The organism is Prevotella sp. E13-27 (assembly GCF_023217965.1).
Classification (GTDB): Bacteria; Bacteroidota; Bacteroidia; order Bacteroidales; family Bacteroidaceae; genus Prevotella.
In genome coordinates this window covers 533,578-557,779 of the sequence record NZ_JALPSC010000002.1, presented here as the reverse complement: position 1 = coordinate 557,779, position 24,202 = coordinate 533,578, and the positions used below count along the sequence as shown (strand labels likewise).

25 protein-coding genes and 1 other RNA gene are annotated in these 24,202 nt (G+C 46.2%); 13 read left to right on the top strand and 13 right to left on the bottom strand.

Annotation, left to right across the window (positions count from 1 at the left end; all coding sequences use genetic code 11):
• The first annotated feature begins 60 nt into the window (after positions 1-60).
• Entirely contained in the window at positions 61-1,332 is a 1,272-nt protein-coding gene (locus tag M1L52_RS11255; protein WP_248615103.1) for a phosphoglycerate kinase, read from the top strand.
• Between the two features lie 363 nt (positions 1,333-1,695).
• Complete coding sequence (locus tag M1L52_RS11250; RefSeq protein ID WP_248615102.1) at positions 1,696-1,842, top strand: hypothetical protein; 147 nt, start codon at positions 1,696-1,698, stop codon at positions 1,840-1,842.
• A gap of 504 nt (positions 1,843-2,346) precedes the next feature.
• Here the strand turns inward: M1L52_RS11250 and M1L52_RS11245 are convergent.
• Positions 2,347-3,519, bottom strand: coding sequence for a hypothetical protein (locus M1L52_RS11245; protein WP_248615101.1), 1,173 nt, complete (start codon positions 3,517-3,519; stop codon positions 2,347-2,349).
• Between the two features lie 452 nt (positions 3,520-3,971).
• Between M1L52_RS11245 and M1L52_RS11240 the strand changes: the two genes are divergently transcribed.
• Positions 3,972-4,472 (top strand): hypothetical protein, encoded by a 501-nt coding sequence (locus M1L52_RS11240; protein WP_248615100.1) that lies wholly within the window; start codon positions 3,972-3,974, stop codon positions 4,470-4,472.
• 171 nt (positions 4,473-4,643) lie between these two features.
• On the opposite strand, the gene M1L52_RS11235 is transcribed toward M1L52_RS11240, so the two are convergent.
• Both M1L52_RS11235 and ligA read right to left on the bottom strand, forming a co-directional pair.
• Entirely contained in the window at positions 4,644-5,705 is a 1,062-nt protein-coding gene (locus M1L52_RS11235) for a UDP-N-acetyl glucosamine 2-epimerase (RefSeq protein WP_248615099.1), read from the bottom strand.
• Positions 5,706-5,717: 12 nt separating this feature from the next.
• Positions 5,718-7,733 (bottom strand): NAD-dependent DNA ligase LigA, encoded by a 2,016-nt coding sequence (gene ligA, locus M1L52_RS11230; RefSeq protein ID WP_248615098.1) that lies wholly within the window; start codon positions 7,731-7,733, stop codon positions 5,718-5,720.
• A gap of 139 nt (positions 7,734-7,872) precedes the next feature.
• On the opposite strand from ligA, the gene M1L52_RS11225 reads away from it, so the two are divergent.
• From M1L52_RS11225 to M1L52_RS11210, 4 genes are read left to right on the top strand one after another with little or no spacing between them, the layout of a single operon-like run.
• Positions 7,873-8,481, top strand: coding sequence for a DUF4468 domain-containing protein (locus M1L52_RS11225; RefSeq protein ID WP_248615097.1), 609 nt, complete (start codon positions 7,873-7,875; stop codon positions 8,479-8,481).
• Between the two features lie 10 nt (positions 8,482-8,491).
• Positions 8,492-8,683 (top strand): hypothetical protein, encoded by a 192-nt coding sequence (locus M1L52_RS11220; protein ID WP_248615096.1) that lies wholly within the window; start codon positions 8,492-8,494, stop codon positions 8,681-8,683.
• Positions 8,684-8,702: 19 nt separating this feature from the next.
• Entirely contained in the window at positions 8,703-11,102 is a 2,400-nt protein-coding gene (locus tag M1L52_RS11215; protein ID WP_248615095.1) for a putative porin, read from the top strand.
• A 52-nt stretch (positions 11,103-11,154) separates the two neighbouring features.
• Positions 11,155-12,474 (top strand): YihY/virulence factor BrkB family protein, encoded by a 1,320-nt coding sequence (locus M1L52_RS11210; RefSeq protein WP_248615094.1) that lies wholly within the window; start codon positions 11,155-11,157, stop codon positions 12,472-12,474.
• A gap of 4 nt (positions 12,475-12,478) precedes the next feature.
• Here M1L52_RS11210 and rnpB read toward each other — a convergent pair.
• Positions 12,479-12,896: RNase P RNA component class A (gene rnpB, locus M1L52_RS11205), an RNA gene on the bottom strand.
• Positions 12,897-13,112: 216 nt separating this feature from the next.
• On the opposite strand from rnpB, the gene M1L52_RS11200 reads away from it, so the two are divergent.
• The 6 genes from M1L52_RS11200 (at position 13,113) to M1L52_RS11175 (ending at position 17,898) form a co-directional block, all read left to right on the top strand.
• A complete protein-coding gene (locus M1L52_RS11200) occupies positions 13,113-14,597 on the top strand; it encodes a Do family serine endopeptidase (RefSeq protein ID WP_248615093.1) in 1,485 nt (494 codons plus the stop codon).
• Between the two features lie 168 nt (positions 14,598-14,765).
• Entirely contained in the window at positions 14,766-15,632 is an 867-nt protein-coding gene (locus M1L52_RS11195) for an RNA polymerase sigma factor RpoD/SigA (protein ID WP_248615092.1), read from the top strand.
• Positions 15,633-15,668: 36 nt separating this feature from the next.
• Positions 15,669-16,166 (top strand): hypothetical protein, encoded by a 498-nt coding sequence (locus tag M1L52_RS11190; protein ID WP_248615091.1) that lies wholly within the window; start codon positions 15,669-15,671, stop codon positions 16,164-16,166.
• Complete coding sequence (locus M1L52_RS11185; RefSeq protein WP_248615090.1) at positions 16,166-17,068, top strand: hypothetical protein; 903 nt, start codon at positions 16,166-16,168, stop codon at positions 17,066-17,068. Before M1L52_RS11190 ends, M1L52_RS11185 begins: the two co-directional genes overlap by 1 nt.
• 99 nt (positions 17,069-17,167) lie before the next feature.
• Positions 17,168-17,635 (top strand): peptidase S41, encoded by a 468-nt coding sequence (locus M1L52_RS11180; protein WP_248615089.1) that lies wholly within the window; start codon positions 17,168-17,170, stop codon positions 17,633-17,635.
• Positions 17,632-17,898 (top strand): PqqD family protein, encoded by a 267-nt coding sequence (locus M1L52_RS11175; protein WP_248615088.1) that lies wholly within the window; start codon positions 17,632-17,634, stop codon positions 17,896-17,898. Before M1L52_RS11180 ends, M1L52_RS11175 begins: the two co-directional genes overlap by 4 nt.
• 28 nt (positions 17,899-17,926) lie before the next feature.
• On the opposite strand, the gene ispE is transcribed toward M1L52_RS11175, so the two are convergent.
• The 9 genes from ispE to M1L52_RS11130 form a co-directional block, all read right to left on the bottom strand.
• Complete coding sequence (gene ispE / locus M1L52_RS11170) at positions 17,927-18,757, bottom strand: 4-(cytidine 5'-diphospho)-2-C-methyl-D-erythritol kinase (RefSeq protein ID WP_248615087.1); 831 nt, start codon at positions 18,755-18,757, stop codon at positions 17,927-17,929.
• Between the two features lie 20 nt (positions 18,758-18,777).
• Positions 18,778-18,948, bottom strand: a complete 171-nt coding sequence (locus M1L52_RS11165; protein WP_248615086.1) for a hypothetical protein — start codon at positions 18,946-18,948, stop codon at positions 18,778-18,780.
• 26 nt (positions 18,949-18,974) lie between these two features.
• Complete coding sequence (locus tag M1L52_RS11160) at positions 18,975-19,463, bottom strand: DUF3256 family protein (protein ID WP_248615085.1); 489 nt, start codon at positions 19,461-19,463, stop codon at positions 18,975-18,977.
• Positions 19,464-19,481: 18 nt separating this feature from the next.
• Positions 19,482-20,207 carry a 16S rRNA (uracil(1498)-N(3))-methyltransferase gene (locus M1L52_RS11155; protein WP_248615084.1) on the bottom strand — a complete coding sequence of 242 codons (726 nt, stop codon included), beginning with the start codon at positions 20,205-20,207 and terminating at the stop codon, positions 19,482-19,484.
• Positions 20,204-20,740: a UvrB/UvrC motif-containing protein gene (locus M1L52_RS11150; RefSeq protein WP_248615083.1), complete on the bottom strand. Its 537-nt coding sequence runs from the start codon at positions 20,738-20,740 to the stop codon at positions 20,204-20,206. Before M1L52_RS11150 ends, M1L52_RS11155 begins: the two co-directional genes overlap by 4 nt.
• A 47-nt stretch (positions 20,741-20,787) precedes the next feature.
• Positions 20,788-22,122 (bottom strand): MFS transporter, encoded by a 1,335-nt coding sequence (locus M1L52_RS11145; RefSeq protein ID WP_248615082.1) that lies wholly within the window; start codon positions 22,120-22,122, stop codon positions 20,788-20,790.
• 96 nt (positions 22,123-22,218) lie between these two features.
• Positions 22,219-23,172 (bottom strand): DUF4296 domain-containing protein, encoded by a 954-nt coding sequence (locus M1L52_RS11140; protein ID WP_248615081.1) that lies wholly within the window; start codon positions 23,170-23,172, stop codon positions 22,219-22,221.
• Positions 23,165-23,761 (bottom strand): lipoprotein signal peptidase, encoded by a 597-nt coding sequence (locus tag M1L52_RS11135; protein WP_248615080.1) that lies wholly within the window; start codon positions 23,759-23,761, stop codon positions 23,165-23,167. The genes M1L52_RS11140 and M1L52_RS11135 overlap by 8 nt, the downstream gene beginning before the upstream one ends.
• 50 nt (positions 23,762-23,811) lie before the next feature.
• Positions 23,812-24,198, bottom strand: a complete 387-nt coding sequence (locus M1L52_RS11130) for a TraR/DksA family transcriptional regulator (RefSeq protein ID WP_248615079.1) — start codon at positions 24,196-24,198, stop codon at positions 23,812-23,814.
• Positions 24,199-24,202: the final 4 nt, after the last annotated feature.

The following is a 24,202-nucleotide window of genomic DNA, read 5'->3' as shown; positions in this document are numbered from 1 at the left end:
ATTTGTATTTTTGCAGTCCAGAAAACATTTTTACTTTTTAATATTTTAAGCGAAAAAGCTATGACAATCAATGAATTCAATTTTGCCGGTAAGAAGGCAATCGTGCGCGTTGACTTCAACGTGCCCCTCGACGAGAATGGTAAGATCACTGACGACACCCGCATCCGTGGTGCTCTGCCCACTCTGAAGAAGATCCTGGCTGACGGTGGTGCTGTCATCATCATGAGCCACATGGGTAAGCCAAAGGGAAAGGTTGACGCAAAGAAGTCACTCGGTCAGATTCGCGAGGCTGTAGAGAAGGCACTCGGTGTTCCCGTTGCTTTCGCTCCAGACTGCGCTAAGGCTCAGGACGCTGCCAAGGCTCTGAAGATGGGCGAGGCTCTGCTGTTGGAGAACCTGCGTTTCTATCCTGAGGAAGAGGGCAAGCCCGTTGGCATCGACAAGGCTGATCCCGCTTACGACGAGGCTAAGAAGGCTATGAAGGCCAGCCAGAAGGAGTTTGCTAAGACTCTCGCTTCTTACGCTGACTGCTATGTTATGGACGCCTTCGGCACAGCTCACCGCAAGCACGCTTCTACAGCTGTTATCGCCGACTACTTCGACGCAAACAACAAGATGCTCGGTCTGCTCATGGAGAAGGAGGTTCAGGCTGTTGACGCCGTTCTCTCTAACATCAAGCGTCCTTTCGTAGCCATCATGGGTGGTTCAAAGGTATCTTCTAAGATCGGTATCATCGAGAACCTGCTCGGCAAGGTTGACAAGCTCATCCTCTGCGGTGGTATGACCTACACCTTCGCAAAGGCTCACGGTGGCGAGATTGGCGACTCTATCGTTGAGATGGACAAGCTCGATGTAGCTCTGGGCGTTGAGGAGCTGGCTAAGAAGAACGGCGTAGAGCTCGTTCTCGGCACAGACTGCACAGCTACCAATGGTCTCGACTTCGACACCATGACCGTTAAGGCTGGCGCAGAAATCATCACATGCCCTGCTAACAAGGTTCCTGCTGGCTTCGAGGGCGTTGACGCAGGCGTAGAGAGCCAGAAGGCTTTCGCTGCAGCTATCGACGGCGCTAAGACCATTCTGTGGAACGGTCCTGCAGGTGTGTTCGAGTGTGATGCTTTCACCGCTGGCTCACGTGCTATTGGCGAAGCTATCGCAAAGGCAACCAAGGAAGGTGCATTCTCTCTCATCGGTGGTGGTGACTCTGTAGCATGTGTCAACAAGTTCGGTCTTGCTGACCAGGTTAGCTACATCTCTACTGGTGGTGGTGCTCTTCTCGAGGCTATCGAGGGCAAGATCCTCCCAGGCGTAGCAGCCATCAAGGGTGAGTAATCCTGTTTTATTCACATACCAAAGAGGGTGCGTTCTCATTTGAGCGCACCCTCTCTTCTTTACCTCTCACCTCTACATATTCACCACCTTCTTCTTTTTTCATTATAGCACCTTATTTATACAGAAATACCACATATATTCAGTTCTTCCGCTTTTCATCACTTTTTTATTGTTTTTCTTCTTGCTTTCGAAATCTTGTTGTATATTTGCAGCAGATAAAATGAAAATAATAATGTATAACCTTTAAAACTGCGATGCCTATGGGCTGATTGACATCAACCTCTATCTCTCTGACTATCTGAGAACTAACAATCATTAACAAAAATATCTTCCCGTTCGTTGATATAGCGAACGGGAATTTTTTTGATAATTCGGAACCGCCCCCAATTTTCAGGACTGAACTTCCGCGACGTGCATATAGAAGAACCTGGATTCAGCGTGGCACAATTCGCTACCGCCGTGGCCAACGAACTAATGTGGGCACTGGAGGGCCTTATAGAGGAAGTGTGATTCATCGAATTATTCCAATTCCAATTATTCCAATTAAAAAAAGAGGGGTATGTGTTCTGTGTTATATTATATAACTAATTGATATATAGATATTTATATATATAATAAAGGAAAAGCATACCCTCAAAAAACAAACTGGAATAACTGGAATTGGAATAGATAGTAACATTAACAACATTATTATTTCATCTAAAAAGCTTATAATCAATGAGATACAACATAACAACAAACAAGGCACCCGAGATGCCTAACCTCGGAAAAGGTACAGAATGTATCAAATTACTGCTCTCACAAGCCTCAAAAGACATGCACGAACCCCTCGTTCCGATGCTTTTCCCCTCACTTGGCGCACATATCAGCAATGCAGAATTTCAGTATCCTGATCGCGGTTGGAAGGAAATGTGCGGCCAAATGGCACAGTTGGTGGGCGATTCAGGGTGTAACAAGGGCCAATTGACCGATTTGACGAAGGCTATCTGTCGAGATTTTCAACAGCATATATTTTTATCTCTTTATCTTTGCTTCACCATTGAAAGCACATATCTCGGCAGCCAGTGTGTTGAGATTGTGAAAACGGCTGTAGTCCGTATCAGACGGCACATTGCCGACAGCACCCATTGTGTCGAGCTCCCAAGGAGCCAAGATGAGTAGCGCACCACTTGCACAGGCTTCAAAGCGCTTTTTCTCGGGCTTCCAGTACTGGCCAATGGGCGTAGCCTGCAGGTGTATCAGCGGGTAGCCTCGCTCTATGCACTCGTTTTTCATTAGTTGCTCACCACGAGAGATGCCTGGGGTGACGATGACGGTGGCACCCTCCATGATGGCTGCCTCCCAGCGGCTTCGCTCACGGGCAAAGTCAGCTGTCTCCTCGTATGGTTGATGGGTGACAAGATGCTTGCGGTGACACATGATCTGCACCTTACGAGGCCACCTAAGAAGAAACAGGTTGCCGAATGCGCCATAGCTGCGACCGCCTATCTGCACATGCAGGCAACGGCGCATAAAGTCAGGCAGGAGTCGTCTCAACAGAGCACGGCGAGGGTTGTCATGCACATAGGCTATCATTGCCTGACGATGGCGCTCGTCAAGGCACACCGTGTCGTCGTAGTTATCATCGAAGAGCGGGCGCTGCTGGCGTCCCACAAGGGTGTAGTATTCCTGACGCTGCTTCTTTGACATGCTGCGAATAAGGGAACCCTCATCAGTGTGGAGGGCTGCCTTCTCGCGCAGCCAAGCAGGGGCATACTCGCTAAAGCAATCGGCCGAGACCGGCCGATTGGTGGAGGGAGGAAGGCCCTGTTGCTGCTGCCAGCTACTGGTACAGGTAGCCTTGAAGGCCTGGATGATATCTCCCAGGCTCCACTGCATGGGTTCCAGCACTTCAATGACGCCATGGAAATGGTCGGGCATGCAGACGCAAGCATGCATCACAACCTTGTTACCATGGGCCTGTGAGCGGGCGGGTGTCTGCTGCCATGCCTCTTGCACCGCCTCGCCAAGGGGAGTGAGGGCAAGGGTGGCGGGCGCTTTGCGACCGTCTTCAGCTTTGTGTCCGATATCGGACACAAAATGGGAGAGTAACTGTTCGCGGCCGCTCACCACAAGGGTTATGAGGTATGTGCCTCGACCGTAGTAGTCGTGGCCAGCATTACGTGGACGATAGGACGATGTCTCCATGTCTGCTTATAGTTATTGATTGCAAAGATACAAAGTTATTTCAGAAACAGCAAACAAAACAGGAGAAAGTAGGGAGTGAAAAAAGTGCTTTGTTGCAACAACTACAGCGACTACTACCTGCGCTATCTCTGCCAGAAGCGTTAGGCCTAAACGCTCGGAGCGTTCTTACTAAACGCCAGGAGCGATTGGTGAGAGGTGAGAGGTGAGAGGATAGTTGGATTAACGCAAAAAAATATGGAAAAATTGATTAGCAAAGCTATCCTCTAACCTCTTACCTCTAACCTCTTACCTCTAACCTCTTACCTCTTAAACTTTTTCTTTAAAAATATTTGCGTAAATATTTGGTGGAATGAAAATTATTTCGTATCTTTGTATCGTTAAAACACACGGGAAGCGGCCACCCGAAGAAGCTGGTCGCAAGGGTAATCTAATACAATTAAAAACACACAATTATGGGACAAGTAACGATTAAAGTTTACAAGAACACTAACGAGAAGCTGCCAAAATGCTACGGCAAATTCTATGGCAAGGTGCTCCACCGCGAGACACTCGACACCGATGATCTGGCCAACCACATCATGAGTCACGGCACGCTGTACACCGACGACGTGGTGCTGGGCGTGACACGCAAGCTGATGCACTGCATAGCAGAGCTGCTCACAGAGGGCTACAAGGTGAAGCTCGACGGCATAGGCACGCTCTATCTCGCTGCCACCTCCACCGGCTCTGACACCTACGAGGACTTCGAGATTTCGAAGAACATCACCCGCATAGGCGTGAAGTTCACCGCCGACCAGAGCAACGACAGCCTCTACACCGCACGCATGATGCGCAAGAACACCAACCTCACCACGAAGATCGGCAACTCGAAGGTGACCTTCGGAGAGCAGGAGGGAAGCGGAAGCGGCGGCAATGAGACGCCAAGTCCAGGGGCAGTGGAAGAGCAGCCTTAAAACCTAAAACCCACCCCTTCCCTCCCGAGGGGAGGGGGGATGAGTTAGTAAGAGCATTAGAAAAATTATCTGTAGTCTGTAGTCTAAGCCTAAAGTCTGTAGTCTAAGCCTAAAGTCTGTAGTCTAAAGTCTAAAGTCTGTAGTCTAAAGTCTAAAACTGTAGTCTGAAGTCTATTCCGACAAAAGAATCTGGACGATGCGCTCAGCTGTGCGACCATCCCAGCGGTCGGGCAAAGATGAGGTCTTCCATTCTCCGTGGAGCATAGTCTGAAGAGCCTCTGAGAGCTTTTCGGCGCTTCCATCGACAAGAACGTTGGTGCCCTTGGTGACGGTCTCCTGATGCTCGGTATAGCTATTGAGAGTGATGCAAGGCACGCCGTTGAAGGTTGCCTCCTCAGCCACATTGCCACTATCGGTGATGATGCCCTTGGCATGAGCCGTGAGCCAGCCGAACTCAAGATATGACAGCGAGGGAACGATCTTTACGCTGCTGCAGAGTCTGCCAACGACCTCGGCTGCCTTTGCACGAAGCGGAGCGATGACGGGAGTAGCGCCTGCTGACTCAACGAGAGCGTTCAACAGCTCACCGAGACGGGCCTCATCGGCAAGCAGAGCACGACGATTGAGGGTGAGAACAAGGTAGGGCTCGTCAAGAGCGATGCCTGACAGCTCAGGACGGCGCAGACGAGGGCGGTTGAAACGAAGGGTATCCATGAGGATATTACCCACCATATAGGTCTGAGAGGCCTCTCCCTGCTCGCGAGTTGCAACACTATTGCTCTTAACGCCGGCAGTAAACAGATAGTCGGAAAGGGCATCGATAACGAGACGGTTTATCTCCTTGGGCATGTTTATGTCGAAAGAGCGAGTGCCAGCCACAAGGTGGGCAAGCTTTATTCCACGCTTTTTCGTCACTATGGCAGCAGCCATCGTGGAGGCGAGATCGTCAACGACAATAACCACATCGGCAGGCTTCTGCTCAAGATAAGCATCGAACTCTGCCATCACACTGCTCGTTATCTCGTTAAGACTGACGCTATCGACACCCAGGAAGGTTGTAGGACGAGGCATCTGCAAATCGTCGAAGAGGCTGTCTTCAAGAGTGGGGTCATCAGCTGGTCCTGCATAGACAAGTTCAAAACATGCGCCATCAGCCTTCTGCAGGGCACGTATGAGCGGTGCCACCTTTACAAAGTTGGGACGGGCACCAGCCAAAATACATACATTCTTCATATCTCTCGTTATTTAGTTTTCAATCATTTTCAGGAATTCATCCTCAGAGACGATGGCAACACCAAGCTTCTGAGCCTTCTCAAGTTTAGAAGGTCCCATGTTCTCGCCAGCAAGGATGAATGATGTCTTTCCACTGATGGAACCGACATTTTTTCCGCCATGCTGTTCAATGAGCAGCTTATACTCATCGCGCGAATGATGAGCGAACACACCACTTATAACGATGCTCTTGCCTGCCAGACGATCGGAGGCAGCAGCTGTCTGACTCTCAGAAAGGGCCATCTGCAAGCCATAGCCACGCAAACGCTCTACGATGGCGCGATTTTTCTCATCGTGGAAATAGCTGATGATGCTCTTTGCCATCACCTCGCCAATGCCTTCAACCTCCTGAAGCTCGACAAGCCCTGCATTCATCAACGCATCGATATTCTTGAAATGACGTGCAAGGAGGCGTGCCGATGTCTCGCCCACGAAACGAATGCCAAGAGCAAAGACAACTCGTTCAAATGGGACTTTTTTCGATTCCTGTATAGCATTGACGAGCTTCTGTGCCGACTTAGTACGACTTCCGTCACCGTTTATCTGCTGAACGTCTATATCGTAAAGGTCGGCCACGTTCTTTATAAGCCCTCGGCGGAAGTATTCATCTACGGTCTCAGGACCTAAAGAGTCGATGTTCATGGCTTTTCGCGCAATGAAATGCTCTATGCGGCCCTTTATCTGAGGCGGACACCCAGCATCGTTAGGACAATACCAGGCTGCCTCGCCGTCATAGCGCACGAGAGGAGTACCACACTCAGGACAGCGCTTGATAAACTGCACCTGCTGAGCGATTATGGGACGCTGGTCTATATCCACACCAACTATCTTTGGAATGATTTCACCGCCTTTTTCCACATAGACATAGTCGCCTATATGGAGGTCAAAAGAGCGGATGAAGTCCTCATTATTTAGTGTGGCACGCTTCACCGTGGTGCCTGCAAGCTGGACAGGCTCCATGTTTGCCACAGGAGTGACGGCACCTGTACGCCCCACCTGATAAGTCACCTCAAGCAGACGGGTGCACTCACGCTCTGCCTTGAACTTATAGGCTATGGCCCAACGAGGACTCTTAGCTGTATAACCAAGTGAACGCTGTTGTCTTAAACTATTGACCTTCAATACAATACCATCCGTTGCAACAGGAAGATTCTTACGCTCAACATCCCAATAATTTATGAACTCAAGAATCTCTTCAACAGTCTTCACCTTGCGCATTCCCTCGCTGATTTTGAAGCCCCATCGTCTGGCAGCCTCAAGGTTCTCATAGTGGCCTTCAGCAGGCAGCTCACTACCAAGAAGATAGTAAAGATAGGCGTCAAGCTGACGAGAGGCCACAACACGAGTGTCAAGACTCTTCAGGGTGCCACTGGCAGCATTGCGAGGGTTAGCGAACAAAGGCTCTTCAGCCGCCTCACGCTCTTTATTCAGACGTTCGAACACAGCCCAAGGCATGAGTATCTCGCCACGAATCTCAAACTCATGAGGATAGCCCTCGCCAGGGAGCACAAGAGGGATGGCACGAATGGTGCGCACATTGGCTGTAACATCGTCGCCATGAACACCGTCGCCACGAGTAACAGCCTGAGTAAGCCGGCCATCAACATAGGTTAAAGAGATGGACAAACCATCATATTTCATCTCGCAGCAAACCTCAAAGTCTTCTCCTGCAAGTCCCTTGTTTACAGACTCATACCACTCGCGAACATCTTGCTCGCTGTATGTATTCGACAAGGAAAGCATGGGGTAACGATGCTCTACCTGACGGAACTCTGGATTAAGGTCGCTACCCACTCGCTGAGTAGGCGAATTGGCATCAAACATATCCGGATGACGAGCTTCAAGGTCCTGAAGCTCATGCATGAGAAAATCGAACTCCTGGTCGCCTATCGTGGGCTGATTGAGCACATAGTAACGATAATTGTGCTCATGGAGCTCTTTTCGCAGTTGTAATATACGTTCACTTTCGTCGAATAGTGTCGCTGACATAGTCGTTTGTATTTACGAATTTATGCAAAGTTTTCATAGTTTTATGCAAAGGTAAGTTATTTTTCAGAAAATGAGCTATGTTTTATTGAAAAAAGTATTATCTTTGCACCAACATTCAACAAAAAACAAATAGAAAGCAATGAAAAGACTTATCATAGCAATGGCGATGTGTCTGCCAATGGCAGCTGTCGCACAAGACAACTCATGGGAGCAAAACACTACTGCCGTCAAGGCAAACGTTAATCCAAAATACCTTGCAGGCGCAGTGCCCGAAGTGGACGGCAAGGTGGTGTTTGAAACAACCATCGAGGCACCAGGCAAGACAAAGAAACAGATATACGACCTGCTTCTCGAGGACATGACTCGCTTGACAAAAGAAGACAACCAGTTCGAGCAGAGCACCATAGTCCAATTAGAGAACAACGACTACTCACAGATTGTGGGCAGCTATCAGGAATGGCTCGTGTTCAAGAACAAGCCTCTTGTACTTGACCGCACTCGTCTGTTCTACCATCTCATTGCTGAAATAAAGGACGGCGAGGCAACAATAAAGATGACACGCATTCATTATCTCTATGATGAAGAGCGCGAGCCGACACCTTACAAGGCTGAAGAATGGATTAACGACAAATATGGTCTGAACAAGAAGATGACAAAGACATCACGCGTAAGCGGCAAGTTCCGCATCAAGACCATTGATCGCAAAGACTATCTCTTCAACAGGCTGACAAAAGTTCTAAACAAGTAATCACATCGTCATGCTGATAGGAGAAGAAGAGAAAGGACGCACCTACCCTATTCGTCAATGGCTTAACGTCATATTTATTCTGCTCACGCTGGCAGGAATACTTATATGGTACACATGGTCGCGTGACATAGCGACATACACACTCATTGGAGCCGTGGTATTCAAGTTTGCAGAGGTGACGCTGCGCTTGATGAATATTTAGGAAAAGGATAACAGAGAAGATGAAGAAACTATTATTTGCGTTTTCATTGCTATGTGTATGGCAAGGCTTAACAGCCCAGTCATTAACTGGAACCGATGCCAATGGAAACATCCAGCAGTACGATGAGATGGGTAATCCGCGTAGCGAAAACAATAGTTTCAACCCGAACAGAACTGATAGTACCAGAAAGAGCAAAACCGTTCCCAAAGGACTCCACGTGTGGAAGATAGACCGTAAGCTCGGAAGCATCACGCCTACTACAGTTGACACGATTCCTCATCTTTTCCCAAACACCACGCTTGCCACCGGAACATACGGAACATATAACACTACCGGTTCCAATTACACCCCAAGACAGTCAAGAATCTTTCTGGAACGCAAAGACATGATGCAATTCATGTTCATGCACCCATACAGTCAAGTGATGAAGACACCTGACGAGATTCACTTCACCAATACCCTTTCACCAATAACCAACCTCACTTATGACAACTGTGGTGACAAGCAGAACGGCGAAGACCATATAGACGCAAAGTTCGCAGTAAACGCAGGCAAGAGAATCGGCATAGGCTTCGACATTGACTACGACTATGCACGCGGATATTTTCAGAACCAGGGCGTATCTCACTTCAACGCAACGCTTTTCGGCTCATATATTGGCGACAAATACCAACTGCATGTGGTCTATTCTCAGCATCATCGCAAGACGACGGAGAATGGTGGTATTACCAACGATGACTACATAACCCACCCTGAACTGTTCAGCGAGTCGTTCAACGACAACGAGATTCCTGTAAACCTCAGTTCCAACTGGAACAGAAACGACTCGCGTCACATCTTCCTGTCACACCGTTACAATGTAGGCTTCTACCGTGATGTAAAGATGACAGACGAAGAGATTGAGGCAAGGAAGTTTGCAGAGAAGTCAAAGAAAGAGAACGACAAGAAAAAGAAGAGCGAAGAAAAGCCCAAAGGACGCGACAAGAACGCAAAGGTGGGCGACAATCCTGCTGGTGGACGCCCCAAAGATGCTGTCATAGCTGGTGACGAGCCTGGACAAGCAAAACCATCTGTCAATGATAGTATAGCAGCCATCGACAGCATTGCCGACACCATTGACACAACTCGCATAAACGTGGCCAACAAAGCCATAGAGGACAGTCTGCTGGCTATAGATGCGGCGAAGGACTCAGCTATGATGTACATGAAGAAGGAATTTGTGCCAGTGACAAGTTTCATACACACCTTCGACTACGATAACTACGAACATATCTATCAGGCTTACAGGTCGCCCAAAGGCTACTATGCCAACACCTATTATAATAATTTCGCAGGCAACAGCTACACAGGCGACTCCATTTATGATGTAACGAAATACATGATGCTGAAGAATACGCTCGGCATTGGACTGCTTGAGGGTTTCAACAAATGGGCAAAGGCAGGCATCAACATCTTTGCCACTCATGAACTGAGACAGTTTGACATGCCTCAGTTCGACACAACCGCCAAGATAGGATATATGGAGCGATGGACAGAGCATAACGTCAGCGTGGGTGGCAGCTTGGCAAAGACACTGGGCAAGACGCTCCACTACAACCTTCAAGCAGAGACATGGGTAGTGGGCGAAGATGCAGGACAGCTGAAGGTTGACTTCTCTACAGACCTGAACTTCCCATTATTCGGCGATACTGTAAGACTGGCAGCAAACGGTTATCTACATCGCTTGAACCCGATCTTCTTTGAACGTAGATTCCACTCCAAGCATTTCTGGTGGGACAACTCACTTGACATGACTCACAGGCTGAAAGCTGAGGGTGTGTTCGCATTTGACAAGACAAACACCACACTCCGCGTGGCTATTGAGGAGATTCAGAACTATACTTACTTCAGCATGGACTACACCTACACTCCTTCAACAGGTGTGAAGTCAATATCAGCATGCGTAAAACAGGACTCAGAGATACTGAACATCATAACAGCACAGATAGACCAAAAGCTCAGCCTAGGTCCTATCCACTGGGACAACGTCATCACATATCAATCTACGACTAATTCAAACCTGTTGCCGCTTCCCACGCTAAACCTGTTCTCAAACCTCTATTTGAAGTTTGTCTATGCAAAGGTGCTTAGCGTTGAGCTTGGAGGTACGGCAACATATTTCACAAGCTATGAGGCACCCGACTATGTGCCACAGCTGGGACAATATGCCATTCACAGCAATGCCGCAAACAAGGTTACGCTTGGCGACTTCCCTATCATAGATGTATATGCTAACCTTCACCTGAAGCATGCACGCTTCTTTGTGATGATGACAAACATCACATCTTCATCATTCAACAGGAAATCATTCCTTACGCCACACTATCCGCTGAACCGTCAGGTATTCAAGATGGGTGTTTCGTGGAACTTCTTCAACTAAACAACAATAGCTGCGAAACAGACTTGCTGCTATCAAGACCTAAAACTGATATATGACAATCAAACGAATCATTGAATTCTTTCAAGTTGACCTGTGGAAAATCGACGCAGACCGCCAGTCGCCACTATCACGAATATTTTATCAGATACTCCAGATAGTATCTCTCGCCATACGCTTCTTCACAACCAAACGTGTGATGTCACAGGCATCAGCGCTGACATACTCCACCCTTCTCGCCATAGTTCCTATACTGGCAGTGGTGTTTGCCATAGCCAGAGGATTCGGATATAGCATATATATAGAGATGTGGTTCCGCGATGCCCTTTCAAGCCAGCCACAGACGGCAGAGATAATCATTGGCTTTGTCAACAGCTATCTTGTGCATACAAAGAGCGGCATCTTCCTCGGCATTGGTCTGGTGTTCATGCTCTACACCGTGCTGATGCTTGTGAGCAATATAGAAGCAACATTCAACGAGATATGGCAGGTAAAGAAACCAAGAAGCATCTTCAGGACATTTACCGACTATCTGGCAATGTTCTTCCTATTCCCCATGCTTATAGTGCTGTCGTCAGGTCTTAGCATCTTCATGGTCACTATAGCTGACTCAATGCCCGATTTCCTTTTGCTCGGACCAATGATGAAGATAACCGTGAAACTTGCTCCATATGTACTGATGTCGGCGCTGTTCATGGCCCTTTATGTCTTCATGCCCAACACCCACGTGAAGTTTAAGAACGCTATTATACCAGGCATACTCTCAGGTATCGCAATGCAATGGCTGCAGTATTTCTATATCAACTCGCAGATTTGGATGACAAGCTACAACGCCATCTATGGATCGTTTGCAGCACTTCCGTTGCTGATGCTGTGGGCACAGATATCGTGGACAATATGCCTCTTCGGAGCAGAGCTGACATACATCAGTCAGAATCTTGACTACTACGACTATGACACAAAGACAGATGACATAAGCCATCGCTATCAGCTCATGCTGTCAGCCATACTAATGTCACGAATTTGCCGACGCTTTGCCGACGGCAAGCAGCCTCATACGATTGAAAGTCTTCAACAAGAGACAGGCATACCTGTGAGAATAGTCAACGACCTGCTCTACAAGCTGATGGAAGCACGTCTACTTATAGAGATTTCGTCAGATGAGAAAGGAGAAGCATCACAGTTCCTCCCTGCAGAGAGTATTGTAAACCTAAACCTTGGAGTACTTATAGACAGACTTGAGGCTCAAGGCAAATGGAAGATTGACTTACCAATTGGTAAATTAGTTGACAAGAAATGGGAGAAAGCACTCAACCTGCGAGGAAACTATCTGAAGTCACTACAAGAAATAAAGCTGGAAGATTTGGCAAAATAAAAAAGAAAGCACTGCCCCTATAAGCCGGGTTCTGTACTGACAAATGCCAGCGTCTGCCATTTATCTACTACGCACGTCACCATGCGTCTCTAGCGTTCTACCCTCCATCGCACTTTCGTTTGGGCAGGCTACCCTTCATCCGCAGATGCGAAAGCGACGGTTTACATGAACTTGCAGCCTCCAGATGGAACAGCCCACTGATCACCCAGTGGCTGGTAGTCTCTTACACCACCTTCTCACCCTTACCCCACCCGCTCGGTTCTCCTCGCGGAGCCTAAGAAGGCTGTTGGGGCGGTCATTCTCTTCTTCCATATCCAGCTGTCACCAACTGCTTCTACTTTCAGAAGTGGAGCGCCTTATGCTGCCCGGACTTTCCTCCCGTCCCTCCTTTCAGAAGGACCAGCGGCAAACCGTGGCAGTGCTTTCAGCCTGCAAAAGTACTAATTTTTATTTAATTTAAGTCATTAAACGAATGTAAATTTCTAAAAACATCAAGCAAAGAGACCTTAAAGGGATTCAGCGAAGTGTTAAAATGCAAGAAAAACGACCGACATTTTGTCATATTTCATATTTTTGACTATATATTTGCAATGTCAGTTTATGACGAAAAAATGAATATTAACAAACACTTAGTGAATATGAAAAAGATTGTAAATTACTTCGCACCAGCATTAAGCGTGGTAGCAATTGTTTTCTCGGTAGCAGCATTCAATCAGACATGTGCAGCAACGAAGAACTCGCCTTCAGTAACAGAGTTGTCAGCAGCTCCTGCAGGACAGCCTGTTGACCTCACATACGCTGCAGACAAGGCTTTACCTACAGTTGTATATATTAAGAATACACAGAATTCAAAAATGCAGACTGTGGAATATAGCGATCCGTTTGCCGACTTTTTCAATGATCCGTTCGGAGGCTTCTTCGGCCGCGGAGACAATAATGGCAAGCAGAAGCGACAGGTGCAGACACCTAAACGCGTGGCTGCTGGCTCAGGCGTAATCATATCTTCAGATGGTTACATAGTGACCAATAATCATGTTGTTGACGGAGCTGACGAACTGACAGTTACGCTCAATGACAACAAAGAGTATTCAGCACGCATTATTGGTGCCGACAAGACTACCGACCTGGCACTCATAAAGATTGACGGCAAGAATCTTCCTGCAATCAAGGTCACGAACAGCGATAACGTAAAGGTGGGCGAATGGGTGCTCGCAGTAGGAAACCCACTCGGCCTGAACAACACCGTTACGGCTGGTATAGTATCTGCAAAGGCGCGCACCATGGGTGAAGGAGTATCATCAATGATTCAGACTGATGCAGCCATCAACCAAGGAAACTCTGGTGGCGCTCTTGTCAACACCAATGGTGACCTGATTGGCATCAACGCCATGATTTATTCACAGACAGGTTCAAACATTGGTTACGGCTTTGCCATTCCAACAAACATCATGAATAAGGTTGTGGAAGACCTGAAGAAATATGGCACAGTACAGCGTGCAATGATAGGCATCCGTGGTACTGATGTAAACATGTATGTTGACTCAGAGAAGGAGAAAGGCAACGAGATTGATCTTGGCACCATGGAAGGAATCTATATTGCCGAGGTTGTAGAAGACGGCGCTGCTGAAGATGCAGGACTTAAGAAGGGAGATGTCATCACAAATATCGATGGACAGAAAGTTACGAAGTTCGGTGAGCTGACAGGCATCATCGCACAGAAGCGTCCTGGCGACAAGATTTCTATCACCTACCTGCGCGACAAGAAAAAGAAGACTGCTACCCTCACTCTGAAGAATGAGCAGGGCAACACCAAGGTCGTTAAGACTGCCGATGTTGACGTACTTGGAGCAGACTTCCGTCCTGTTACCCAGGCTACGAAGGCTTCACTCGACATAAACTACGGTCTTGAGGTTATCAAGATTAAAGGTGGCAAGATGAAGGAAGCTGGTATTCCTAAGGGATTCATCATTCTGCGTGTCAACGATTCGGCAATGCGCACAGTAGAGGATCTTGAAGAAGCAGTGAAGGAAGCATCGTCAACATCTGATCAGGTGCTCATCGTAAAGGGTGTCTTCCCAACAGGCAAGCGTGGTTACTTCGTAGTGCAGTTGCAGAATGAATAACTGCTGGTTAAGAAATAGTGAATAAAAAGTAATTAAGGCGACCCAATAGCCATAACGACAATGGTTATTGGGTCGTTTTATTGGATAACAGCACATTTTCACACTCATTCTTTTGGCTGTTTCAAATAAATGGCTTAACTTTGCACAAAGACTTCAACTATACTGACCATGAGACAACTTAAAATCACGAGATCTATCACGAAAAGGGACAGTGAATCCCTTGAGAAGTATTTGCAGGAAATAAGCAAAGAAGAAATGATTAGCGTGGAAGAAGAAGTGGAACTTGCCCAGCGCATAAAGAAAGGCGACAGAAAAGCCCTTGAGCGCTTGACAAAAGCAAATCTCCGCTTCGTGGTGTCAGTGGCAAAGCAGTATCAGAACCAAGGCCTCAGCCTGCCCGACCTCATAAATGAAGGCAACTTAGGCCTGCTCAAAGCAGCAGAGAAGTTCGATGAGACAAGAGGCTTCAAGTTCATCTCATATGCTGTGTGGTGGATTCGCCAGAGCATTCTTCAGGCATTGGCAGAACAGAGCAGGTTAGTCCGACTGCCACTTAACCAAGTGGGTGCAGCAGGAAAGATAAATCGCATATTGACAAAGTTCGAACAGGAGAACGAACGACGTCCGTCTGTCGAGGAACTATCAGAGCAGATTGACCTGCCACAAGACAAGATTGACGAAGCTATATTGGCAAATAATACTCATCATGTATCGATGGACGCTCCTTTCTCCGACAGCGACGAGGGCTCATTACTCGATGTGATGATAAACAGCGACTCACCTATGGCAGACAACCTGCTGGTAAAAGAGTCACTTCGTTCAGAGATAAAAGATGCGCTGAAGGTTCTCAACGAGAGAGAGAGAAACATCATTAAGGCGTTCTTCGGCATTGACCAGCCAGAGTTGACTCTTGAGGAGATAGGCGTAAAATACTCACTCACACGAGAAAGAGTAAGACAGATTAAGGAAAAAGCAATAAGAAGACTTAGAGAGAATACCAAGAACGATATTCTGAAAAGCTATTTAGGACAATAGTCAGAAGCCTGAAAAAGGCAGAACAGTAATTAGTTTATGAGACATTTATTATATAGAACACTTGCGATAGCTCTGTTTATCGCTTTATCAATGGGAACAGCTTCAGCCAAGCGCATTGTATTACCAAAGATTTACATGTTTGGCTTTGCAGCATCATTCAACGACACCATTGTTCATTTCACCAATGTTATGGAAGTTGACTCTGCATGGGTCGTGAAGAAAGGCAACTTTCTCCTTGGAAGGACTCTTTACTCACGACAGTTGCGCAACTATCTTGCAAAAGAAAAGGACTTGCCACAGCGCACATGTATAGTAATGTATGCAAAGACTAAGGAAAAGGCTGAGAAACAACTGATAAAGCTTCGCAAACTCTACACAGAGGACAAGCGCAACAAAGGACACTTCGACGTGCGCTATATCAACGACGGAGAATTCCACTTCGAGACTGTTGATATGAGAGAGCTTGAAGTTGAGAATAATGATGAAGCAGCAACTCCAAAAGAGAAAAAGAAGAAAAGCAAGAAATCGAAATAATGGAAGGCAAACAGTTCCGCATTGGCGACCACCTAGTTAAAATTCTTTTTAAAGGCTCAGATAATGACATGAGCCTTTTGCCTTCATTTACAAACTTCCGTGCTGAGAATTCTCCTTCCAATGAATTATCTCAATCGTCTGCTACAGAAAAGTCTCTTTTCACTCTTACTGTCAGCGACACTCTGAAACCACGTAAAGAAAAGACGTTGATTCGTAAATTCGACACAGGTAATGGTGACACGATTGTTCACCTGTTGCCAGACGGTGGTTATCAGTACATCATCAAGGACACATTAAACAGAGAATGCTGTCTGCTCATCTGCAACAAGGACTTTTCGGAATGTGAGTGTGCCCTAAACGGCGATTGGACTATGCGTTCCTTCGGTCTAAACGATGCGCTTATGCTCGTCTATGCTTTTGCAGGTGCTTTCCATGATACGATTCTCATGCATGCATCATGCATAGGCTACAATGGGAAAGCCTATCCTTTTACGGCAAGCAGCGGAACAGGAAAAAGCACGCACTCATCATTATGGATGAAATGCATAGAAGGAGCAGAGCTTGTTAACGATGACAACCCTATAATTCGCATCATTGACGGAAAACCCATACTCTATGGTTCGCCCTGGAGCGGCAAGACGCCATGCTATAGGAACATGAAGCTACCATTAGGAGCCATAGTCCAAATAAAACGTGACACTACAAATCACATTGAACGCCTCAACGTTGTACAGTCATTGGCATCACTACTGCCTGCATGTTCTTCAATGAAATGGGACGAAGCAATATTCGATCATCTATGCAAGACGCTTACAACCATCATTGAGACTACACCCATCTATGCCATGTATTGCCTGCCAAACGAAGAGGCAGCAATGGTATGCAAAGAAGGAATTGTTTAACTCAATCACTCACAACAAATAGTAAGAACACCGAAAGCAAACAGTAAGAACGCTGAACGCAAACAATAAGAACGCTAAAGGCAAACAGTAAGAACGCTCATGATCACAAAACAACTACCTAACGAAGAGTTCATTCCGTTCGTGATAAGCGAATTGGAATCTGTCGAGGGCAAGACTGTCACTCTTCCTCTTCGTGGGCGAAGCATGAGGCCGTTTCTTGAGGACGGGCGTGACAACGCGCTACTTATATGCGACAAGAATATAAACGTCAACGATGCAGTCTTAGCAGAAATTGCTCCGAAAAGATTTGTTCTACATAGGATTGTTGCCATTGATGATAATAAGGTTACTCTTCTTGGCGACGGCAATCTGTCACCAGAGCATTGCACTCTCAAGGATATAAAGGCAAAAGCTATTGGGTTCTACAGAAAAGGACGAAAGACTGCCGACATGACCAGCGGACTCAAATGGCGCATATATTCGTGGTGGTGGACACGTCTCTACCCTATCCGTCGCTATCTACTGTTCATATTACATCCACATATACCTGCAAGATTTAAGAAATGAGAACAAAGAAAGGATTCAAGCTTCGCACCATCTGCGGTGAGAACATTATTGTAACTGAAGGCATCGAGAACATTGACTTCAGCCATATTATCAGCATGAACGAGTCATCAGCGTTTCTATGGAAAAACATTGAAGGCAAGGACTTCGATGAGGCCATGCTCACAGATTTGCTCACAAATGAATACGAAGTAGATAAAGCCACAGCAGAAGAAGATGTAAAACTGCTTGTGGAGAAGTGGCTCGAAGCCGGAATCATTGTTTAAAAGGCTGTACTCTATATAACAGTTACAACTATAGCAACAACACTGAAGTAAACATGCCCTTGAATTCTTCTTCAAGGCAAATGTTCTCACGGAACAAACCAAAGACAGCGCTACCGCTGCCACTCATTGCAGCATAGACAGCTCCAAGAGAATAAAGTTGTTCCTTTATTGCCCCTATCTCTGGATGAAGAGCGAACACGCTCTTCTCGAAATCATTTGTCAGTTCATCGCGCCATGTCTCTATCGGCTGTGCTACTATATCACGACAGTTCTTTGCTGGACGCTGTGGAGTAATGAGTGAAAACGCCTCCTTGGTAGGAACTGGGATATTTGGACGCACCACACCGATATACCATCCTGAAAGATTAAGATCAACAGGCTGCATCTTTTCGCCAATTCCTTCTGCATATACGGGTGTATTCATAATAAAGAAAGGACAGTCGGCACCAAGTTTCGCTGCATAGTCAATCATCTGTTCTTTTGTCATGTTTAGCCCAAACATATTGTTCAACAACAGAATCATTGCAGCACAATCACTCGAGCCACCACCCATTCCTGCCTGTGTGGGAATGTTCTTATACAGATGAGCATGAACACGTCCCATTGAAGGGAAGTCATTCTTCAGCATCCGATAAGCTTTGACAACAAGATTTTGCTGTTCGTCACCTTCGATAGCAATGTTTGTGACCTTCAAGTCACAATCCGCAGATGAAGGAAAAGCACTATCCATCATTTGCACTTCCAACGCATCCTTAATAGGTACAGGATAGAAAACTGTCTCTAAGTTGTGATAACCATCAGGTCTGCGCTCTACAACATTTAGTCCCAAATTTATCTTTGCTATCGGAAATGTAATCATAGTCTCTTCTGTTTATGATATTAATAGATGCTTTCACGTTTCTTGAAGAACACATAGAGGAACAGTCCTGCCAATATGAATAGGAATGGTATTATCAGCATGATATTAAAATGTACCAGCCCCATCTTATAATCAACTAACAGCCAAATTAAGCCTAAAAGCATTATGAATAATCCAATGTATTTCTTCATAACGAATACGTGAACTTTAATCAGTCTTAATAAACTGGCTTTGTTGACATTACCTTCTCATCGTGCTTGAATGATGTGGGAACAGGAGCCAATGGCACCACAAGATTAGGATTCTCTAATGGATGCCACTTAACACTATAATAGTTCACAATACTCTCATAGTCACCTGTAGAAGGAATAGTATAAGTTGATATCATACAGACCACCTGCTTGCAGCTATCATATTCCTCCTTAGCATCAACAACCATCATCTTAATGCTCATCACATCACTCATCTTTATCTTCAAGCTGTCATCAGAGAGCATAGTCATCTCACTTTTCCCTTCCAACAAATTGGTTACCTGAGCCTTCATCTTAGCATCCATGAAATCAATCATGTCAAGCCTGTTGTTCTTTGTAAGCACAGATAATATGGAGTCTGGCATTTCCTTGAAAAGGGCTGCCATTTTTCTCTGAGCATTTATGTTTATAGTCATCATAAATGCCAGGGCAACAAAACATATTAATTTCTTCATTGTTCTTCCTCCGTTATTCTACACCTGATGTGTCAGCTGCATCATCATAACTGCCGACAATCCTGCCGTCTCTGTACGCAGACGGCTTTTGCCAAGGTCAACAGACACGAATCCTGCATCAACAGCCATACGAACCTCATCGATAGAGAAGTCGCCTTCAGGACCTACTAGAACAGTTACCTCTTCATTTGGACTGCATTTCTCACATAACTCCTTGAACAGATTAACACGTTCCACCTCCTCATAGCAATGAGCAATATAGCGATGTTCAGTCTGATGAGTCTCTATGAAACTCTTAAACGACTGCATCTCGTTGAGTACAGGCATCCATGCCTTTCTGCTCTGCTTAACAGCTGAAACGACAATCTTTTCCAAACGAGGCAACTTCACCACACGTCTCTCGGAAAACTGACAGTCGAGAAGTGACAGCTCATCTACTCCCACCTCTACAGCCTTTTCATAGAGCCACTCCATTCGCTCCATCATCTTCGTAGGAGCAATGGCAAGATGCAAATGTCCGTTCCAGGTTGGCTGCTGAGGTAATGTCTTTACTATTTCGTAACCACAATGATGAGAAGATGCCATCGTCACCTCAGCCTCATAGAACGTACCCTTACCATCCATGAGCATCATAGAGTCGCCCTCTTTAAGGCGCAGCACTCTTATGGCGTGCTGACACTCTTCGTCAGGCAACTCACGAAGTCTGTCTGCATCAGGAACATAGAAAAAGCGAGTCTCTTTCATTCCACGTGGTTTCTTCTATTTATCTCATCGCGCAACTGCGATGCAAGTTCATAGTTCTCTTTGTCTATAGCATTCTGAAGGGCCAAGTTCAGTCTCTTTACATCCATAGTATTTATGGGTATTGCCACACCTTTGGCATTCTCTTCAAAAGGAACAGCCTGCTGTTGCATTAGCGTTTCCTCTATAAATAGAGGTATGCCCGATATGACATTCAGCAGTACGGCATCACTTATACGGATACGAGCATTACGCTTAAAACTACTATCAGCCAGCACCACTTGATACTGTCCGTCATGAACGCCATATATCATCATCTCGTGCGATCCGTCAAGCATCTGTACCAACACTTCAGGCAACATCGTCTGACAATTGTCTGGCGACTGCAGACGCAACATCAACTGACGCGACAACATCTCATCGCATACAACAGAGATTGCACGCTTACGGCTTTCGTCTGTAAGCAATATGACTGAGATGTCTTCACTGCCTACGACCTGCTGTATGTTTTCAAACCTAAGCTGTATGCGATTCATATCCGTTATTGAGTCAGTTAATATATATTGTCATTCAACAAGGCTGTCTATTTCTTGCCTGGATTGAAGAGTAATGCGAACGATACTCCTACCACCAACGCGAAGCCTGCGAAGATGAACCAACAAGTCTGCCAGTCACCTACGAGGAAGCTCTGGCTCTGACCGTTTATCATCACATTCTGCCAAGAGCAATAGCTGTTGACTATCTCTCCTGCTGCAAGTGTTCCGATAGTAGCACCAAGACCGTTGGTCATCATCATGAACAGTCCCTGTGCCGATGCCTTAATTGAAGGTTCACACTCCTGGTCAACAAAGATACCTCCTGACACATTAAAGAAGTCGAACGCCACACCATAGACTATACATGACAGAATGAACATCAGCACTCCAGGCATTGTGGGACTTCCTATTCCAAAGAATCCGAAGCGGAACACCCATGCGAACATAGACATCAGCATAACGGTCTTTATTCCAAAGCGCTTCAGGAAGAATGGAATCATAAGTATGCAGAGTGCCTCACTAACCTGAGATATAGACGTTAGCAGAGTGGCATTGTTTGCAGCAAACGATGTTGCCACAGCAGCATCTGCACTACCCTTGAAGCTTGTAATGAAAGGTCCTGCATAGCCATTGGTCACCTGAAGACACATTCCCAATAATGCAGAGAAGATGAAGAACAGAGCCATCTTCTTAGTCTTAAACAGCTTGAAAGCGCTAAGTCCAAGGCTCTCCAGCAAAGACACTTCGCGTTTTTCCTCCAGACGACACTCAGGCAATGTGAAGCAATATGCGCACAATAAGATGCTGAGCACGCCTGAAACGAAGAACTGCATGTAGGTGTATTGGAACTTGTACGAATTCTCCTGAAGAGTGAAGAAGAACGAGCCGTCCTGCCACACAGCGCAGTTTACGAACCACATCGTAGCAATGAATCCCACTGTTCCGAGCACTCTTATTGGTGGAAAATCCTTTACTGTGTCAAAGCCGTTTTTCTTCAGAGCTGAGAAAGCCACCGTATTTGACAATGCGATAGTAGGCATGAAGAAAGCCACACTAACCGTGTACATAGCGACAAACAGCGACTTGTTTGGCAGTTCGTTGCCTATACCTGCCTCAACACCCATCCACCAGCAGAAAAGCATTGCGGCACCTGCCAACAGATGGCTTATACCCAACAGTCTCTGAGGCTGCACATACTTGTCAGCAATAATGCCCATGATGGTAGGCATAAATATTGAAACTATACCTTGAATGGCATAGAACCAGGGTATCATGTCACCCAGTCCTGCTGAACCAAGATAGTTACTCATACATGTGAGGTAAGCACCCCATACGGCGAACTCAAAGAAGTTCATTACCGCTAAGCGAGATTTCAGATTCATAGTATTCTGTATATGGTCGTTTGTTTTTTAGTTATTTTGTTATAGAAGCCGTACTACTCTATTTTCTTATCATTATAGTATGCAGTCATGCTCCCGTCAGTTTCTGGCTTTAACAGAATCAATCCGCTCCACCATTCTGTGTGGGCGATTTCCTCGTGTAACGGGTAGTGCCTCAACACTTTGCCCGAAAGTATCTCCACTACCGTCTGCCTCAACACTTGTCCGCTGGGCAGCTGTACCTGATGAGCTGCTATCCGTCTCACTCTGTTTTGGTTCTTCACTCTTATTATGGAATCTAATTAGCTGAATGTTATCAATCAAAAGCAGTCTCATCGTAGTTGAAGGATCACTTGCGCCACCAAGGTGCAAATAGCCTTTCACAGCTTTGGGACACGTCTTCACCTTATTTTCCAGACGCAACTGGCACAGACCTGAATATGAGAACGACATGAACTTAACAATCGTCGTATCAGGATATTCCACAGCAGTATAGAGGAAACCATCCTTACCACCTGACTGATATACGAAGTCAGTCATGAACTGAATTAGGAACGTATCGCCTTCCCTGAACACTGAGTCGGTATTAACGTTAAACTCGTAGTGGTTCAATGGAGCCATCGGCATCATTACCAGAGATGGTGCATCAGTCCAGATGTTTGCTGTATCACCATTAGCATTAAGAGAGGCAAAGCGTCCTATCTCGCCTTCCGATGCGCCAAGCATCATTGCATTATCTTCCAGACGGGCCGTAACATTATTGTAGATATTATCGAAGCGATCGGCATATCTATAGTAATAGACCATTGAAGAGTCGAACTCCGCCTGTGTTATGCCGTGTTTCTTTAATACCGAGTTCCAGTAGAGAGCCTGGTTATAGTTTTGCTTGTCATAGTTGCCTTCAGTAACAGCCATTGCACGTGCAATATGATACTCAACGAGAATATCCTCTATCTCGTCTGGCTGAATATACTTACTTGGTGTCGTTGGTTTACAACCCACCAAGCTTGCCATCAACGCAACGCCTACTGCTATGAACTTACAACTATTCACGCTTAAACGAAATGTCACTAATTTCCTTTCTGAAGAACAACAACAGCACTACCACTCCTACTGAGATTGCAGAATCGGCAAAGTTGAAGACAGGACTGAAGAAGATGAATTCCTCACCTGCATAGACAGGCGACCATTCTGGATAGGTTGTCACGATGAGAGGGAAATAGAACATGTCCACAACTTTTCCCATGAGGAAGGGAGCATAGCCTTCTCCGAATGTAACCATCTGCGCCACATCATAATTTGTGGAAGGCTCAAAAATAAGCCCGTAGAACATACAGTCAATGAGATTGCCTATAGCCCCTGCGACTATCATGGAGAGGCAGATGACATAACCTGTTCGTGCATTTTTCCTTACCTGAAGCCACACATAATATGCCAAAGCACTTATTGCGACTACCCGGAAGAGGGAAAGAATCAGCTTCGAGCCCAACTGCATGCCGTAGGCCATTCCATTGTTCTCTATGAACGCTATGTAGAACCAGTCTGTCACATGTATGCTCTCATGCAAAGCCATGTGGGTCTTCACCCACAGCTTTATCGTCTGGTCGATGAGAAGAATGACGATCACTATCAATGTCGCCATTCTTCCTTTTGTTATGTACTTTTCAATTCCCAATTCTCAACTTCCTTTCCTCAATGTCTCTGTTTCTCCATCTGCTTTGACTCAACGCTGAGAGTAGCGTGAGGCACAGCACGAAGGCGCTCCTTAGGAATCAGCTTACCAGTAATACGGTCTATGCCGTATGTCTTGTTCTCGATTCTCACGAGAGCAGCTTTCAAACCCTGAATAAACTTCTGCTGACGTGCAGCGAACTGGATGAGGTCTTCCTTTGACTGTGTAGCACTACCTTCCTCCAGTGCCTTGTAGGTTGGTGATGTATCGTCAACATCGTTAGAATCCTCGTTTGTCAACACGCGCATCATCTGGTCATAGTCACGCTTTGCTAATGCCAGCTTCTCATTGATAATTTCGCGGAACTCCTCGAGCTCCTCATCGGTGTAACGTGTTTTCTCGGTCATAAGT

Coding starts and splice junctions, on each gene's coding strand:
- M1L52_RS11255 (WP_248615103.1), top strand. CDS start 61: ATGACAATCAATGAATTCAATTTTGCCGGTAAGAAGGCAATCGTGCGC.
- M1L52_RS11245 (WP_248615101.1), bottom strand. CDS start 3,519: ATGGAGACATCGTCCTATCGTCCACGTAATGCTGGCCACGACTACTAC.
- M1L52_RS11240 (WP_248615100.1), top strand. CDS start 3,972: ATGGGACAAGTAACGATTAAAGTTTACAAGAACACTAACGAGAAGCTG.
- M1L52_RS11235 (WP_248615099.1), bottom strand. CDS start 5,705: ATGAAGAATGTATGTATTTTGGCTGGTGCCCGTCCCAACTTTGTAAAG.
- ligA (WP_248615098.1), bottom strand. CDS start 7,733: ATGTCAGCGACACTATTCGACGAAAGTGAACGTATATTACAACTGCGA.
- M1L52_RS11225 (WP_248615097.1), top strand. CDS start 7,873: ATGAAAAGACTTATCATAGCAATGGCGATGTGTCTGCCAATGGCAGCT.
- M1L52_RS11220 (WP_248615096.1), top strand. CDS start 8,492: ATGCTGATAGGAGAAGAAGAGAAAGGACGCACCTACCCTATTCGTCAA.
- M1L52_RS11215 (WP_248615095.1), top strand. CDS start 8,703: ATGAAGAAACTATTATTTGCGTTTTCATTGCTATGTGTATGGCAAGGC.
- M1L52_RS11210 (WP_248615094.1), top strand. CDS start 11,155: ATGACAATCAAACGAATCATTGAATTCTTTCAAGTTGACCTGTGGAAA.
- M1L52_RS11200 (WP_248615093.1), top strand. CDS start 13,113: ATGAAAAAGATTGTAAATTACTTCGCACCAGCATTAAGCGTGGTAGCA.
- M1L52_RS11195 (WP_248615092.1), top strand. CDS start 14,766: ATGAGACAACTTAAAATCACGAGATCTATCACGAAAAGGGACAGTGAA.
- M1L52_RS11190 (WP_248615091.1), top strand. CDS start 15,669: ATGAGACATTTATTATATAGAACACTTGCGATAGCTCTGTTTATCGCT.
- M1L52_RS11185 (WP_248615090.1), top strand. CDS start 16,166: ATGGAAGGCAAACAGTTCCGCATTGGCGACCACCTAGTTAAAATTCTT.
- M1L52_RS11180 (WP_248615089.1), top strand. CDS start 17,168: ATGATCACAAAACAACTACCTAACGAAGAGTTCATTCCGTTCGTGATA.
- M1L52_RS11175 (WP_248615088.1), top strand. CDS start 17,632: ATGAGAACAAAGAAAGGATTCAAGCTTCGCACCATCTGCGGTGAGAAC.
- ispE (WP_248615087.1), bottom strand. CDS start 18,757: ATGATTACATTTCCGATAGCAAAGATAAATTTGGGACTAAATGTTGTA.
- M1L52_RS11165 (WP_248615086.1), bottom strand. CDS start 18,948: ATGAAGAAATACATTGGATTATTCATAATGCTTTTAGGCTTAATTTGG.
- M1L52_RS11160 (WP_248615085.1), bottom strand. CDS start 19,463: ATGAAGAAATTAATATGTTTTGTTGCCCTGGCATTTATGATGACTATA.
- M1L52_RS11155 (WP_248615084.1), bottom strand. CDS start 20,207: ATGAAAGAGACTCGCTTTTTCTATGTTCCTGATGCAGACAGACTTCGT.
- M1L52_RS11150 (WP_248615083.1), bottom strand. CDS start 20,740: ATGAATCGCATACAGCTTAGGTTTGAAAACATACAGCAGGTCGTAGGC.
- M1L52_RS11145 (WP_248615082.1), bottom strand. CDS start 22,122: ATGAATCTGAAATCTCGCTTAGCGGTAATGAACTTCTTTGAGTTCGCC.
- M1L52_RS11135 (WP_248615080.1), bottom strand. CDS start 23,761: ATGGCGACATTGATAGTGATCGTCATTCTTCTCATCGACCAGACGATA.
- M1L52_RS11130 (WP_248615079.1), bottom strand. CDS start 24,198: ATGACCGAGAAAACACGTTACACCGATGAGGAGCTCGAGGAGTTCCGC.